Genomic DNA, 14405 nt, shown 5'->3' with positions numbered 1-14405 from the left:
GGCCGGTTCCCGCAAAAGGTGCATGACGAGCGGCCGCCCGTCATACGCGAGGGCGGTGTCACGCGCTGCTACGCCGGCAAGGGCGTGGTGCGCTACCGATGGTAAGATCCAGGCAGGCTCGGCCGGCGGTGTGAGGTGCAGCACGCGAGATCACCTGTAATCTGCTTCACACGCAAACGCGCCCAATGACGCTAGATGGAACCAGGCGCGCCTCCGCGCGGCCTGTTCGGAGCTGGCGATGATGGCTGCACTGGCAAAGGCAATATCTCGCGCGACGAGAACCGACGTCGACGTCGAAACTCTGAAAGTCCTCGTGATCTTTTCGGGCGCGGGCTTGCTGCTCTCTCTCGTGGCGGCAATGATCTACGGACAGGCTGTCAGCGCCGCCTTGCTTTGAGAGCGCGCTTCGCCAAATCGACCGTTCGCCTCAGCGCCACCCAAGCGCCGGCGCCACGTGCGTGAGGATCGCCTCGATGGCGTGCGCGCAATAGTCGACGCCGAGTTGGTTCGGGATGGTCAGCAGCAACGTGTCGGCCTCGGCGATCGCCTCGTCCTGCTTGAGCTGCTCGATCAGCGCGTCGGGCTCGGCCGCATAGGAGCGGCCGAAGATCGCGCGGGTGCGCGGGTCGATGAAGCCGACCTGGTCCTCGCTGCCGCGCTCGCCGCCGAAATAGGCGCGGTCGCGATCGTCGATCAGCGCGAAGATGCTGCGGCTGACGGAGACGCGGGGCTCGCGGGCGTGGCCGGCCTCTTTCCAGGCTGCGCGATAGGTGCGGATCTGCGCGGCCTGCTGCACATGGAAGGCTTCGCCGGTCTCGTCGTTCTTCAGGGTCGAGCTCTGCAGATTCATGCCGTGCTTGGCGGCCCACACCGCGGTCGCGTTCGAGCCGGCACCCCACCAGATCCGTTCGCGCAGGCCTTCCGCATGCGGCTCGAGCCGCAACAGGCCCGGCGGATTTGGGAACATCGGCTGCGGGTTGGGCTTTGCAAAACCTTCGCCGCGCAAGATGTCGAGAAAGACCTCGGCATGACGCCGGCCCATGTCGGCGTCGCTCTCGCCGTCGGCCGGCTGGTAGCCGAAATAGCGCCAGCCATCGATCACCTGCTCGGGCGAGCCGCGGCTGATGCCGAGCTGGAGGCGCCCGCCGGCGATGAGATCGGCAGAGCCGGCGTCCTCCGCCATGTAGAGCGGATTCTCGTAGCGCATGTCGATCACGGCCGTGCCGATCTCGATCTTGCTGGTCCTGGCGCCGACCGCGGCGAGCAGCGGAAAGGGCGAGGCGAGCTGCCGCGCGAAATGATGCACCCGGAAATAGGCACCGTCGGCGCCGAGCTCTTCCGCCGCAACGGCAAGCTCGATCGATTGCAGCAGCGTGTCCGCGGCCGAGCGGGTCTGCGACTGCGGCGAGGGCGTCCAGTGCCCGAAGGAGAGGAATCCGATCTTTTTCATGGGCGCAATCTAATGACGATCAGGACGGTTTGCGAGACCATCGTCGGCCCAATCGCCTAAGACTCGCGCCTCGCCTCACGCGCCGCGCATGTCGGACGGTGTGACGCTGAAGCGCCGTCGAAACACGCGGTTGAAATAGGAGACGTCGGCGAATCCGGCCGAATGGGCGAGGTCGCTGATCTTGCGCCAGCGGTTGAGCGGGTCGAGCAGCAGCCTGCGTGCCAGCAGCAGGCGCTGTTCAAGCAGAAACTCGGTGAACGTTGTTCCGGTCTGTTCGAACGTCCGCTGGGCATGACGCGGACTGAGACCGGCCTTCCGTGCGACCGAATAGATCGTCAGGTCAGCTCGGCCGAGATTGGCGATCACGTCGGCGCGCATGAGGTCGAGCCGCGCGGCGGCATGTCCTCGGCCGTTCGCCAGTTCGGCGCGATCGGCGTCGGTTCCCAGCAACAACGCAATCAGGTCGACCATGTGCTGCGACATCAGGTGCCGACTGACCATGTCCGTATGCGGGCCAACACTGGCGGCCAGGGCGTGGTAGCGAACGATTGCTTCACTGATGGGACCTTGACCGCCAACAACTGTCCCCAGCCGATCCTCGGCCTTCGGGCAGATCGCCAGGAGCAGGGATCGCGGGATGCGTATGGCCTTGGCCTCGCAATCGTCGCTCATGCGCGTGCCACAGAGCACGCCCATGTCCCCCAGACCCATTTGCGATTCCGACAATTCGATCGAACACTTCTCCTGCGATACAAGCACGCGTCCGGACGTGGCGATGACCAGGCATAGCCCGTCGTAGCCGTCCTTCAAGGTTTCGCGCGTGCGCGAGAATTCAACAGACGATCCGCTGGCGACGGCCATCATGATGTCGCCCAGCAGGCTGACCTGCAATTTGCAGTCGATGCTGTCGCCGGCGCCGGGCTGGACGTCGATCCGGAACGTCCATCGATACATTTCCTCGCGCCATCGCTCGTAATCGCGCCCGCTGGGCGGACCCGTGTAACGGTCGACAAAAAAATTCGGCGCGCTTGTTTGCATCATGCTTCCCGTCGATTCCGGCTGCCCACAATATCCGGAGATTCCCCGAGCGAAAGGCCGGGAGACGTGGTTGGCGCCTCATTCTACATGATTGGCGCTGGAGTCCAATCGCACCGCGCCGGTATCGCCCGCGCCTCAGGCGCCGCGCAGGTCGGACGGTGTGACGCCGAAACGCCGTCGAAACATGCGGTTGAAATAGGACACGTCGGGGAAGCCGGACGAGTGGGCGAGATCGCTGACCTTGCGCCAGCGGTTGAGCGGATCGAGCAACAGCCTGCGCACCAGCAGCAGGCGCTGTTCGAGCAGGAATTCGGTGAACGTGGTTCCGGTCTGTTCGAACATCCGTTGCGCCTGGCGCGGGCTGAGCCCCGCCTTCTGTGCCACCGAATAGATCGTGAGCTTGTCCGTGCTCAGATTGGCGATGATGTCGGCACGCATGAGGTCAAGCCGTGCGGCGGCATGTCCCCGGCTGTTCGCCAGTTCGGTGCGATCGCCGTCCGTCCCCAGCAACAGCCCGATCAGATCGACCATGTGCCGCGCCATCAGGTGCTGCCCGACCACATCCGCGTGCGGACCAATGCTGGCGGCCAGCGTATGGTAGCGTGCGATCGCTTCTCGTATCGGAGCCTGGTCGACGAGAGCCAGCGCGAGCCGGTCCTCGGCTCTGGGGCAGATCGTCAGGAGCAGCGACCGCGGGATGCGTATGGTCTTGACCTCGCAATCGCTGCTCATGCGCGTGCCGCAGAGCACGCTCATGTCGCCGAGACACATTTGCGATTCCGACAGTTCGATCGAATGCTGCTCGTGCGATATGAGCACGGGGCCGGATGTGGCGATGACGAGGCACATGCCGTCGTAACCATCCCTGAGAATTTCGGGGGTGCGCGAGAATTCAGCCGACGTTCCGACAGTGGTGCCCAACAGGATGCCGCCCAACAGGCTGATCTGCATTTTGCAATCGATGCTGTCGCCGGCGCCGGGCTGGACGTCGACCCGCAGCGTGCACCGGTACATTTCCTCGCGCCACCGTTCGTATTCGCGTCCGCTTGGCGGACCCGTGTAACGGTTGACGAAGACGTTCGGCGCGCCCGCACGATCCATCATGGGTCCCTTCAATTGCGATCGCACACCATACCGGGAGATTGCCGAACCGAAAGGCCGGCGCCGGAGGATAGCGCCTCAATCTCGACGATTGGCGCTGGAGTCCAATTGTACCGGTGCCATTCGAGAGTGCGCAGGAAGCCGCCGCTTTTAGGGGCTTTCGTCCGTGGCCGTTCTGCATCAGAGCGCCGCTGTTGCGCTCGCGGGGCGCTGGGAGTGAAGCGAATGGCGTTGCGTTCCAAGACAGAAAACCCCGCATACCTCATTGATGCCACGCGAAGTTTCAGTGCGATTCAGTCTCGCCAAACGGCCGGGCCGGTTCGCGCGAGATCGATGTTCGATTTGTGCGAGGTCATGCATGCCGCATCTTTCATTCAACCGCGACGCGGCTGCGCAACTGGCTCCCGCGCGGAGCCGCTTTGCCTCACGCGCGGCGTCGTTGATGGCATTGATGATCGGCTCGACCGCGCTGACGGTGGTGTCGCTGGCGCTGATCAGCCCCGCAAGCGCCGGCAATCCGGTCTGGGTCGGCACCATCTCGACCGACTGGTTCACCGCCGGAAACTGGAATACCTCGGCGGTGCCGAACGCGACCGATACGGTCACAATCGATACGACAACGCATCTCACATTCATCAACGGCGGAACGGCAGCGGCGCAGCAGACCTTCGTGGGTGGCGTGAGCACGGGCAACCTGTCCATCGGCGGTGGCGGCATCCTGAACGACGCCTTCGGCTACCTCGGCTATCTCCAGAACAGCATCGGCAGCGTCAACGTGTCCGGGGGCTCGGCCTGGAACAATACGGCCGATCTCAGCATCGGCCGTCTTGGCGCCGGCAACCTCGGGATATCCGGCGGCAGTACCGTGGCCGACGTCAACGCGTCGATCGGCGGAGGCGTCGGCGGCTCTGGCAGTGTCACGGTGGCCGGTGCGGGGTCGACCTGGATCAATGCTGGCGACGTCAATGTCGGCGACATCGGCACTGGCAGCCTGACGGTTATCAACGGCGCCAGCGTCATCACGGTCGGAAACAGCTTCATCGGCAATCTCGGCGCCGGTACGGCGACGGTCACGGGGGCCGGCTCGACCTGGGCTGCCGGCGCGAACCTTCTCGTCGGTGCGGGCGCCAGCGGCACATTGCAGGTGTTGCAGGGCGGCTCGGTGAGTGCGACGATCACCGAGATCGGCTCCGCGGCGGGCGTCCACGGCGACGTCACGGTGGACGGTGTCGGCTCAACCCTGAGTACGGGAACGCTAACCGCCGGGCTCGACGGTATTGGCCAGCTGACCGTTTCCGGCGGGGGTCATGTCAACAGCACCGGCGTTTTCCTCGGATACTATGGCGGTTCGGGCACGGCCTCGGTGGATGGCGCGGGATCGATCTGGACCAACACCGGCACGCTGACCGTGGGTAACGCCGGCACCGGCACGCTGACGATCACAAATGGTGCCTTCGTGCAGAGCTCAGGCGCTATCAGTATCGGCAACGGCGTCGGCTCAACCGGCAATGTTCGGGTCGATGGAGCAGGGTCGGGCCTCGGCCTGACCTCAAATGCCAACTTGTCTGTCGGCGTGGCCGGAATCGGTACACTCGCGATCACCAATGCCGGCCAAGTCGCCAGCAGCAACAGCATTGTCGGCGCGGCGACCGGCGCGAGCGGTTCTGTTCTCGTCGACGGCGCAGGATCGGAATGGTTCGCCGCCAATTTGCTCGTGCTCGGGGGCGCCGGCCGGGGAACGCTGATGCTCTCCAATGGCGGCATAGCTCTGGGCGCCACTGCTGTGCTTGGCCTGACTGCCGGCGGGAGCGGCGGATCGGCCGTGATCGACGGCACGGGCTCGTCATGGACCGTCAATAGCCTCTATGTCGGCATGAACACGCTCGGCTCACTTGCGGTTATGCATGGCGGCAGCTTGAGCAATCTCAACACGGGGATCGGACAGAGCAGCGGCTCGAACGGCAGCGTCACCGTGGACGGTGCGGGTTCGTCCTGGACAAATTTTGTGAACATCACGATCGGAAACGCCGGAACAGGCTCACTGACGATCTCGAATGGTGGCGCGGTTTCCGCCGCTGGCCAGTTCGTGATCGCCAATCAGGCGGGCTCGACCGGCGCGCTCAACATCGGGGCGGCGCCGGGCTCGGCTGCGGCGGCGCCCGGCACCTTGGCGACGGCCACGGTCCAGTTCGGCGCCGGCATCGGCGCCATCAATTTCAATCACTCCTCGTCGAATTATCTGTTCTCGCCTGACATCGTCGGCAACGGCGCCGTCAACCTATTGTCGGGCACCACCATCCTCACCGGCAACAACACCTATACCGGGCCGACCACCGTTGATGGCGGTACGCTGTTGGTGAACGGCACGATTGCAAGCTCCACCACCACCGTGAACGCCGGCGGCACACTGGGCGGCATTGGCATCGTCGGCGACACCACCATCAGCGGCGGCACGCTGGCGCCGGGCACCAACGCGATCGGCACGCTCACCATTGCGGGCAATCTGGTGCTGTCCACGGCGGCGACCTACATGGTCCAGGTCTCTGGCATATCGGCCAGCAACACGGTGGTCGCAGGCGCCGCGCAGCTCGCCGGCACCGTCGCGGTGAACCTGACCGGCCGGATCGCGGCGACCACGACCTATACCATCCTCAGTTCGGCGAACACGACCGGGACGTTCGGATCGGTCGCGGTAAGCAACTTGGCCTACGCACGCAACGCGCGGGTCACCTACTCCGGCAATAACGTGCTGCTGACGCTCGATGCCGGATTGCTGTCGCCGTCGCTGCCCGGCTTCGCCAACATCAACCAGAGGAATGTCGCCGCCGGGATCGACAATGCCCTGCTCTCGGGCGCTTCGCTTTCGACCGGCTTCAACACGCTGTTCAACGCGACCGGCCAGAATCTCCTCAACCGGCTGACGCAGGCCTCCGGCGAAGCCGCCACCGGTGCGCAGCAAGGCACCTTCAATGCCATGGGCCAGTTCCTCAACGCGATGCTCGACCCGTTCTTCGGCGGCCGCAACGATGCCGGCGCGCCGGTGAACGGGGCCTCCCGATATGCCGAGGGTGGCGCCGCCACGCGCACGAACCCGAGTCGGGACGCCTACGCGGCAATCGATAAGGCGCGGGGTGCCGGGGATTCGTTCGCACGGCGCTGGAGCGTGTGGGCGGCCGGCTATGGCGGCGCGCAGACCACCGACGGCAATGCGGTGATCGGTTCGAACACCGCGACCAGCCGCATCGCCGGCGTGGCCGCGGGCGCCGACTATCAGATATCGCCGAACACGCTGGTCGGCTTCGCGCTCGGCGGCGGCGGCACCAGCTTTGGCGTCGCCAATGGGCTCGGCGGAGGCAGCTCCGACCTGTTCCAGGCCGGCGTCTACGCACGCCACACCATGGGCAACGCCTACGTTGCCGGCGCACTCGCCTATGGCTGGCAGGACGTGACGACGGATCGCACGGTGACGATCGCGGGCGCCGACCATCTGCGGGCCCGCTTCGACGCCAACGCGCTGTCGGGACGCCTCGAAGGCGGTTATCGCTATGCCACGCCCTGGATGGGCATCACGCCTTATGCGGCGGCGCAGTTCACGACGCAGTTCCTGTCGGGCTATGGCGAGCAGGCGATCTCCGGCGCCAACACCTTTGCGCTGAATTATGCCGGCAGGGATGTCACCGCCGCGCGCGGCGAACTCGGTCTGCGCACCGATCGCTCCTATGCACTGGAGACGGCGGTTCTCACGCTGCGCGGCCGTGCGGCGTGGGCGCATGATGTCAATCCGGATCGTGCGGTCGCGGCCACCTTCCAGACCCTGCCAGGCGCGAGTTTCGTGGTGAATGGCGCCGCGCAGGCGCCCGATGCCGCGCTCCTCACGGGCGCGGCCGAGCTGAGATGGCTGAACGGCTTCTCGCTGTCCGGCACCTTCGAGAGTGAGTTCTCGAGCGTCACCCGTAGCTACGCCGGCAAGGGCATCGCCAGATATCAGTGGTGAAGTGCACCAAGCGCCTTTCAGGGAATTCGTGCTGAGGAGTTTTTGATGAATCGGATCGTGATTGGAATGGCGGTGTCGCTGCTTGCAACGGGCGCGACGGCTGCCGATCTGGCGCCAGGAAGCAACGTACCAAGCCCGCACGTCAAGGCGCCGCCGATGGTCGATCCCGGCTACAACTGGACGGGATTTTATGCGGGGTTGAACGGCGGCTATAGCTGGGGCCGCTCCAACGCAACGGTCCTGCCGATCACACCGCTGGCCGTGAGCATCGGACAGAACGCTGACGGCGGGCTTGGCGGTGGCCAGGCCGGCTACAGCTGGCAGATCGATCCGAGATGGGTTCTGGGTGTCGAGGCCGATCTTCAAGCAACCGGCGAGAGCGGCCGTTCGACTGACGCGCTGACGGCGGTCAGGATCGGTTTGGTTGGGGTTACCGGCACGACTACCAGCAGCACTGATTTCCCGTGGTTTGCAACCTTCCGCGGTCGCGCCGGAGTTTTGGCCGATCCCAGCCTGCTGCTCTATGCAACCGGCGGCCTGGCAGTCGGAGAGGTTAAATTCGGAACACAGGCAACGCTGACCGCGCAATTGTTCGATGGTGCCAATGCGCCCGTCGGAGCGCCGGTGACGATTGCCGGTGCGATAGTCTCGGAGAGCCGGACCCGCCTGGGCTGGACCGCCGGCGCCGGCATCGAAAAGAAATTCAACCGCAACTGGTCAGCCAAACTCGAATACCTCTATCTCGATCTGGGCTCTGCCACTTACTTCAGTGGCACTGCCAACGAAACGACAGTCGGCTTCCACGATCATATCCTGCGGGCCGGCTTCAACTACCAGTTCGCGCCTGGACCGGTGGTCGCGTGGTACTGATTCCGAGTATTTCTTCCAGATACCTACATCAACGTTGCCGTGACGCCTCAGGCGTAGGCGACCCAGCCGCGGAAAGTGAAGCCGGTATAGAACAGCGTCGGGTCCGAGAATCCGGCCTGCCGCAAAATCGCTTCATCCTGCGCGGGCGCGAGGATTTCCAGATGGTTGGTGACGGCGTTCCGCGCGGCCGCCGCCTGATCCGGCTCGACGCCGGACGCGGCGAGGTACGCGGAGTATCGCGAGAGCCACAGCGGGCGTTCCTCTTCGCCATTGGGCGCGCTCAAATGCGCGACCACGAAAGGCGCGCGCGGCTTGAGCCGGCGGCGGATCTCCGAGGCGATACGGCGTCGCTCCTCGACATCGACGAAGTGCAGGGTCAACAGGCAGGTGGCGCCGTCGAACGGGCCTTCCGGAGCGTCGTCGATGTAGCCCTGATGAAGACGCGCACGTGGCGCGAACGATCCGAGGGTTTGCCTCGCTAGCCCCAGCATGGCCGCGGACGGATCGACGCCATCGAAGCTCCAGGCTCGATGCGCTTGCGCAAAAGCCTTCAGCTCCAGGCCGCCGCCGGCTCCGAGAACGAGAATCCGTGCATCGTCACGCGCGCGCTCGGCCAGTAGGATCGCAGCCATGGACAGCATGGCATTGTAGCCGGGGACGAACCGTGGCGGTCCTTCGGTGTATCTCGCCACCGCTTGCGGATCGGAAAACACGTTCTGAACGTCGGTCATGATGTCGTCCTTGCTGAAATGGGCCAATCACGCGCCATGTGCGCTCATGCCCTGAAGCTTTCGCGAGCCGAGGCGCTTGCGCAGATCGTCGCCCAGCATCGCCAGCGTTACCTCGCCAAAGCGCGACAGCAGCAGCGCCTGCGCATCGCCAAACGCCTGATCGAGGGCGGCATTGACGGACTGTTCGACGAGGCAGCCCGGCGCCTCCGTCCGGTTACCAATCGCCAGAAGCGAGGGACTGCCGAGCGCGATGTAGACGTCGCGCAGCGTCACCTTCGCGAGGTCGCAAGCCAACGTCCAGCCGCCGCCGTGGCCTTTTTCGGAGCGGACGTAACCAAGGTCCCGAAGCCCGGCCATGATCCGCCGGATCACCACCGGGTTGGTATCCATTGCTTTTGCCAGGGTCTCGGACGTGAAGGGACCAGGCTGCTGTGCCATGTGCAGCAGGACGTGCAGCACGCCCGATAATCGACTGTCTCGTTTCATGTAACTTTATATGTTACATGATTTCATTCAGGTCAAGCGATTTCGGCGCGAGCCTTCCGATCTCACGCTTCGACCGGAAGCGAACTGCGCGCCGCCAGGTCTGTGCAGAATCTCGTCGCAAAGCTCAGGCGGCTGACGACGATGCGAAGCGGAACGTTCTATGGATGGCGCGTTGTCGCCGCGGCGTTCGGTCTCGCCGTTCTCGGCCTGGGGTTCGGCTTCTATGGGCCGCCGATCTTCCTGAGTGCCATTCGCGAAGCCCACGGATGGCCGCTGGCCCTGGTCTCGACGGCCGTCACCGTGCACTTCCTGGCGGGATCGATCGTGACGGCCAATCTGCCGACGCTCTATCGGCGCTTCGGCATTCCGGCTGTCACAAAGGCCGGGGCGCTGTCGCTGGCCGTCGGCGTCTTTGGATGGGCGATAGCAGCGACGCCGTGGCAATTGTTCGGCGCGACGGTGTTGAGTGGTGCAGGGTGGGTGACGATGGGCGTGGCCGCGGTCAACGCCATCGTGTCGCCCTGGTTCGTCCGTCGTCGTCCCGCGGCACTCGCGGTCGCCTATAACGGCGCAAATGTCGGCGGGATCATCTTTTCGCCGCTCTGGGCTGCGGCCATTGCCATGCTTGGGTTTGCCGTTGCAGCAGCAGCCATCGGCCTGATCTTGGTCGTGGTAGTGTGGCTGCTTGCGAGCACTGTGCTGTCGCGCGCGCCGGAGCAGACCGGATCGATGCCGGACGGCGCGGCCCCGGCCGAAGAGACTGTCTCGGCGAAGTGCGCACGGCCGCTGCCGGGATCGCCGCTCTGGCGGGACCGCAAATTCCTGACGCTCGCGGCTGGCATGAGCCTGGGGCTGTTCGCACAGATCGGCCTGACCGCACATCTCTTCTCGCTGCTGCTGCCTGCGCTCGGTGCGCAATGGACTGGGCCGGTGGTGGGACTGATCGGCGTCATGGCGATCGCCGGCCGGACGCTGCTGGGCTGGCTCATGCCTGAAAGCATCGACCGGCGGCTGGTTGCCTGCGCCAGCTACGCCGTTCAAATCGCCGGCACGATCACATTCATTGCCGCGGCCGGAACGAACATTCCGCTGTTGATCCTCGGTGTTGTCTTGTTCGGCCTCGGGTTCGGCAACGGGACGTTCCTTCCGCCGCTGATTGCGCAGCTCGAATTCGCTCCGGACGACGTGCCGCGTGTGGTCGCGCTGATCGTTGCGATGTCGCAAGGCGCCTATTCATTTGCGCCGGCGGTCTTTGGTTTGATCCGGGAATGGCTTTCGGCCGGTACGGGCGCCACGCCCGGCTTTTATGTTGCCGCGGCGCTGGTGCAGGGATTGGCGATCTGCGCATTTTGGGCGGGGCGCCAGTCGCGCCTCCGAGCCGATGCGGCTTGAAACGCCGGATGCGGGCCAATGCGTCCGATGATGGCATCCTGCTCCTGTTTTGCCCGACGGAGCAACGACTTTTTGTCCGGACGGATCAACGTCTCAGCAAGGCGCCTAAGCCATTGATCCCGCTCATGCCGGCTACTGTGCATGGGGTTGTTTTCGAGATTTTTGTTTTTGAGGGCACGAAAGCGGCAGGCTGAACCGGACCTGATCCGGCTCGTCCGCTACTTCATCACCCGCAGGCCCTTGGTCGTGAACCGCTGCGTCTTGCCGTCCGGACGAACCGGCCGCCGTGTGCCGGCGGCCTTGCCGGTGCCGGGTGGCTGGTGCGCGGGGACCAGCTGGTCGGGGCGGGAGCCGATCAGATCGGCGCGGCCCATTTCTTTCAGGGCCTCGCGCAGCACCGGCCAATTGTCGGGGTCGTGGTAGCGCAGGAACGCCTTGTGCAGGCGGCGCTGGCGCAGGCCCTTGATCGCCTCGACCTTGTCGCTGCCGCCGCGCCGCACGCCGCGCAGCGGGTTGACGCCGGTGTGGTACATCGCAGTTGCGGTCGCCATCGGCGAGGGCAGGAAGGTCTGCACTTGATCCGCGCGGTAGCGGTTCTTCTTGAGCCACAGCGCAAGGTTCATCATGTCCTCGTCGGTCGTGCCCGGATGTGCCGCGATGAAATACGGGATCAGATAGTATTTCTTGCCGGCCTGTTCGGCCGCGGCATCGAACATCCGCTTGAACTGGTTGTAGGCGCCGATGCCGGGCTTCATCATCTTGTCGAGTGGCCCGCGCTCGGTATGTTCGGGCGCGATCTTGAGATAACCGCCGACGTGATGGGTGACGAGCTCCTTGATGTATTCGGGGCTCTCGACCGCGAGGTCGTAGCGCACGCCGGAGGCGACCATCACCTTCTTGATGCCCTTGGTCTCGCGGACCTTGCGATAGAGCCGGATCAGATCGTCATGCGAGGTGTTGAGGTTCGGGCAGATCTCCGGGAAGACGCAGGACGGCCGTCGGCACGCCGCCTCGACCTTCGGGTCCTTGCACGCCATCCGGTACATGTTGGCGGTGGGGCCGCCGATGTCCGAGATCACGCCGGTGAAGCCGGGCGTCTTGTCGCGGATCTTCTCGATCTCGCGCAGGATCGAACCTTCCGAACGGTTCTGGATGATGCGGCCCTCGTGCTCGGTGATCGAGCAGAAGGTGCAGCCGCCGAAACAGCCGCGCATGATCGTCACCGAGAATTTGATCATGTCCCACGCGGGGATCTTCGCGTCGCCGTAGGACGGATGCGGGGCGCGCGCGTAGGGCAGATCGTAGACCGCGTCCATCTCGTCGCTGGTCAGCGGGATCGGCGGCGGGTTGAGCCAGAGATCGCGGTCGCCGTGACGCTGCACCAGCGGCCGCGCATTGCCGGGATTGCTCTCACGATGCAGCACGCGTGACGCACGCGCATAGGCTTCCTTGTCCTGCTCGACCTGCTCCAAAGCCGGCAGCCGGATCACCGTCAAGCCTTTCGTCCGCGAAGCGCCTTCGTCGGCGGAGTCGAGATCGTCGGCGTGCAGCTCGACGTAGTCCTCAGGCACGCGGCGGAACAGCGCGACGCCCCTGATGTCGTCGAGCTCGCGCGGCGCCTCGCCGGCGGCCAGACGGTTCGCCACTTCGACGACGGCGCGCTCGGCATTGCCGTAGAGCAGCAGGTCCGCCTTGGCGTCGGCCAGCACCGAGCGGCGCACCTTGTCGGACCAATAATCGTAATGCGCGATCCGGCGCAGCGACGCCTCGATGCCGCCGAGCACGATTGGGACGCCCTTGAACGCCTCGCGGCAACGCTGCGCGTAGACGACGGTGCAGCGGTCCGGCCGCTTGCCGCCTTCGCCGCCCGCGGTATAGGCATCGTCGCTGCGTATGCGGCGGTCCGCAGTGTAGCGGTTCACCATAGAATCCATGTTGCCGCCGGTGACGCCGAAGAAGACCTTTGGCTTGCCCAGTGCCTTGAACGGCTCGGCCGAATGCCAGTCTGGCTGCGAGATGATGCCGACCCGAAAGCCCTGCGCCTCGAGCAGGCGGCCGATGATGGCCATGCCGAAGCTGGGATGGTCGACATAGGCATCGCCCGTCACCAGCACGATGTCGCAGGCGTCCCAGCCGAGCGCATCCATCTCGGCGCGGCTCATCGGGAGGAACGGCGCCGGCTTGTGCGGGCGTGCCTGCGCCATCAGGGGCTTTTCGGCGGCGATGATCTGGATGTCCATGGCGCATACGCATAGGACTCCGGGACGGCGAATACAACCGACGGGCAGGTGAAAGATCCGGTTCCGTGGCCGGCAGCCCGGGCGTGCGACCGCGTTAACCGTTCGCGAGCGCCGCCATCAGCTGTGTGCACCTTCTCGGGCCGCACGCAGGAACCAACTGCCCTCGCGAACATTCTGATGCAGGGTTTGCGCCGGCCCGGCTGGCGCGCGCTCGCGCCAGGGGTTTAGTATCGCCTCGATGTTCGCCTCTGGCGAATGGGGGAGCCGTGAGTACAGTCATAGAGAACTTGCTGCTTCGAAAGCAGAAGCTGGTTGAGCAGCTCGAGAAGGCGCCCACGGTCGAGGACCGCGACAAAATCGAACACCAGCTCGAACAGATCAACACCGCGCTGGATTTTCTGGATAGGCCCGGCACGAAAGGCGCGCGGTAGCAGCGCTCAATCCACCTGCAGCGCTTTGGCGTAGACCACGCCCGAATTGGTGACGTGCGTGGTCATCAGCGTCGCGAAGGCGGCGAACTCGCCGCGGGCGAACAGATCGAGCAGCTTGCGATGCTCGTCGAAGGACGTGCGCGTGCGCACGTCGATCGGCGAAGTCAAATTGGTGCGCAGTGCTGCGACGCGGCTTGATGCGAGCTGATAGGATTCGGCGAGATAGCGGTTGCCGCAATGGGCGAACAGCGCCTCGTGGAAAGCGGCATCGGCGCGGCCGTAGGCGACATTGTCCCTCGCCGCAATTGCCGGCTCCATCGCCGCGATCGCCTCGCTCATCGTCGCGGTCGCGCCGGCGCGATCATGGTGGAAGGCGAGTTCGGCGGCCCTGGGCTCCAGCGCGATCCTGAACGTGCAGAGCGCGGTGATGTCTTCGGCGCTCGGCGTAAACACAAAACTGCCGACCTGCGGCCGGATCACCACGAGGCCCTGCGCCTGCAGCTGGCCCATCGCCTCGCGCACCGGCGTGCGGCTGACGCCGAAGGAGTTTGCCACCATCTCCTCGGAGATGGCGGCGCCGAGCGCGAACTCGCCGTCGATGATGGCTTGGCGCAGCCGCTGCATCACCCGCTGCGAGAGTGATTTCGGTGCATCGAGCTTCAGCGTTCGCAT

General features: G+C 65.1%; 12 protein-coding genes. 5 read left to right on the top strand and 7 right to left on the bottom strand.

Translation table 11 applies throughout. The features are described 5' to 3' along the window. The first annotated feature begins 238 nt into the window (after positions 1–238). Positions 239–397, top strand: a complete 159-nt coding sequence (locus tag FXB41_RS16585; protein WP_007597667.1) for a hypothetical protein — start codon at positions 239–241, stop codon at positions 395–397. A gap of 30 nt (positions 398–427) precedes the next feature. On the opposite strand, the gene FXB41_RS16580 is transcribed toward FXB41_RS16585, so the two are convergent. The 3 genes from FXB41_RS16580 to FXB41_RS16570 all read right to left on the bottom strand — a co-directional run bounded on the left by FXB41_RS16580 (position 428) and on the right by FXB41_RS16570 (position 3592). Further along, positions 428–1450 (bottom strand): LLM class flavin-dependent oxidoreductase, encoded by a 1023-nt coding sequence (locus FXB41_RS16580; protein ID WP_219682504.1) that lies wholly within the window; start codon positions 1448–1450, stop codon positions 428–430. Positions 1451–1525: 75 nt separating this feature from the next. Next, positions 1526–2488, bottom strand: coding sequence for an AraC family transcriptional regulator (locus tag FXB41_RS16575; RefSeq protein ID WP_246648935.1), 963 nt, complete (start codon positions 2486–2488; stop codon positions 1526–1528). Positions 2489–2623: 135 nt separating this feature from the next. Next, positions 2624–3592 (bottom strand): AraC family transcriptional regulator, encoded by a 969-nt coding sequence (locus tag FXB41_RS16570; protein WP_246648925.1) that lies wholly within the window; start codon positions 3590–3592, stop codon positions 2624–2626. Positions 3593–3947: 355 nt separating this feature from the next. On the opposite strand from FXB41_RS16570, the gene FXB41_RS16565 reads away from it, so the two are divergent. Both FXB41_RS16565 and FXB41_RS16560 read left to right on the top strand, forming a co-directional pair. After that, positions 3948–7583, top strand: a complete 3636-nt coding sequence (locus FXB41_RS16565) for an autotransporter domain-containing protein (protein ID WP_219682502.1) — start codon at positions 3948–3950, stop codon at positions 7581–7583. A gap of 66 nt (positions 7584–7649) precedes the next feature. Beyond that, positions 7650–8453 carry an outer membrane protein gene (locus FXB41_RS16560; protein ID WP_246648924.1) on the top strand — a complete coding sequence of 268 codons (804 nt, stop codon included), beginning with the start codon at positions 7650–7652 and terminating at the stop codon, positions 8451–8453. Between the two features lie 47 nt (positions 8454–8500). Here FXB41_RS16560 and FXB41_RS16555 read toward each other — a convergent pair whose 3' ends face one another. Together FXB41_RS16555 and FXB41_RS16550 are read right to left on the bottom strand one after the other, a co-directional pair. Next, positions 8501–9184, bottom strand: coding sequence for a class I SAM-dependent methyltransferase (locus FXB41_RS16555; protein WP_219682500.1), 684 nt, complete (start codon positions 9182–9184; stop codon positions 8501–8503). Positions 9185–9211: 27 nt separating this feature from the next. Then, entirely contained in the window at positions 9212–9670 is a 459-nt protein-coding gene (locus FXB41_RS16550; protein WP_007597663.1) for an Rrf2 family transcriptional regulator, read from the bottom strand. A gap of 141 nt (positions 9671–9811) precedes the next feature. On the opposite strand from FXB41_RS16550, the gene FXB41_RS16545 reads away from it, so the two are divergent. After that, positions 9812–11062: an MFS transporter gene (locus FXB41_RS16545; RefSeq protein ID WP_219682499.1), complete on the top strand. Its 1251-nt coding sequence runs from the start codon at positions 9812–9814 to the stop codon at positions 11060–11062. A 218-nt stretch (positions 11063–11280) separates the two neighbouring features. On the opposite strand, the gene FXB41_RS16540 is transcribed toward FXB41_RS16545, so the two are convergent. Further along, entirely contained in the window at positions 11281–13302 is a 2022-nt protein-coding gene (locus FXB41_RS16540; RefSeq protein ID WP_219682498.1) for a YgiQ family radical SAM protein, read from the bottom strand. A 266-nt stretch (positions 13303–13568) separates the two neighbouring features. On the opposite strand from FXB41_RS16540, the gene FXB41_RS16535 reads away from it, so the two are divergent. Further along, positions 13569–13733: a hypothetical protein gene (locus FXB41_RS16535; RefSeq protein WP_007597654.1), complete on the top strand. Its 165-nt coding sequence runs from the start codon at positions 13569–13571 to the stop codon at positions 13731–13733. A 6-nt stretch (positions 13734–13739) separates the two neighbouring features. Here FXB41_RS16535 and FXB41_RS16530 read toward each other — a convergent pair whose 3' ends face one another. Next, positions 13740–14405: a GntR family transcriptional regulator gene (locus FXB41_RS16530; protein WP_219682497.1), complete on the bottom strand. Its 666-nt coding sequence runs from the start codon at positions 14403–14405 to the stop codon at positions 13740–13742.

Source organism: Bradyrhizobium canariense, assembly GCF_019402665.1.
Taxonomy (GTDB): Bacteria; Pseudomonadota; Alphaproteobacteria; order Rhizobiales; family Xanthobacteraceae; genus Bradyrhizobium; species Bradyrhizobium canariense.
Note: the sequence above shows the minus strand (reverse complement) of the source record. Positions and strands in the feature narration are given on the sequence as shown.

Excerpts from the sequence above, each read along its gene's own strand:
- FXB41_RS16585 (WP_007597667.1), top strand. The coding sequence starts at position 239 with ATGATGGCTGCACTGGCAAAGGCAATATCTCGCGCGACGAGAACCGAC.
- FXB41_RS16580 (WP_219682504.1), bottom strand. The coding sequence starts at position 1,450 with ATGAAAAAGATCGGATTCCTCTCCTTCGGGCACTGGACGCCCTCGCCG.
- FXB41_RS16575 (WP_246648935.1), bottom strand. The coding sequence starts at position 2,488 with ATGCAAACAAGCGCGCCGAATTTTTTTGTCGACCGTTACACGGGTCCG.
- FXB41_RS16570 (WP_246648925.1), bottom strand. The coding sequence starts at position 3,592 with ATGATGGATCGTGCGGGCGCGCCGAACGTCTTCGTCAACCGTTACACG.
- FXB41_RS16565 (WP_219682502.1), top strand. The coding sequence starts at position 3,948 with ATGCCGCATCTTTCATTCAACCGCGACGCGGCTGCGCAACTGGCTCCC.
- FXB41_RS16560 (WP_246648924.1), top strand. The coding sequence starts at position 7,650 with ATGGCGGTGTCGCTGCTTGCAACGGGCGCGACGGCTGCCGATCTGGCG.
- FXB41_RS16555 (WP_219682500.1), bottom strand. The coding sequence starts at position 9,184 with ATGACCGACGTTCAGAACGTGTTTTCCGATCCGCAAGCGGTGGCGAGA.
- FXB41_RS16550 (WP_007597663.1), bottom strand. The coding sequence starts at position 9,670 with ATGAAACGAGACAGTCGATTATCGGGCGTGCTGCACGTCCTGCTGCAC.
- FXB41_RS16545 (WP_219682499.1), top strand. The coding sequence starts at position 9,812 with ATGCGAAGCGGAACGTTCTATGGATGGCGCGTTGTCGCCGCGGCGTTC.
- FXB41_RS16540 (WP_219682498.1), bottom strand. The coding sequence starts at position 13,302 with ATGGACATCCAGATCATCGCCGCCGAAAAGCCCCTGATGGCGCAGGCA.
- FXB41_RS16530 (WP_219682497.1), bottom strand. The coding sequence starts at position 14,405 with ATGCGAACGCTGAAGCTCGATGCACCGAAATCACTCTCGCAGCGGGTG.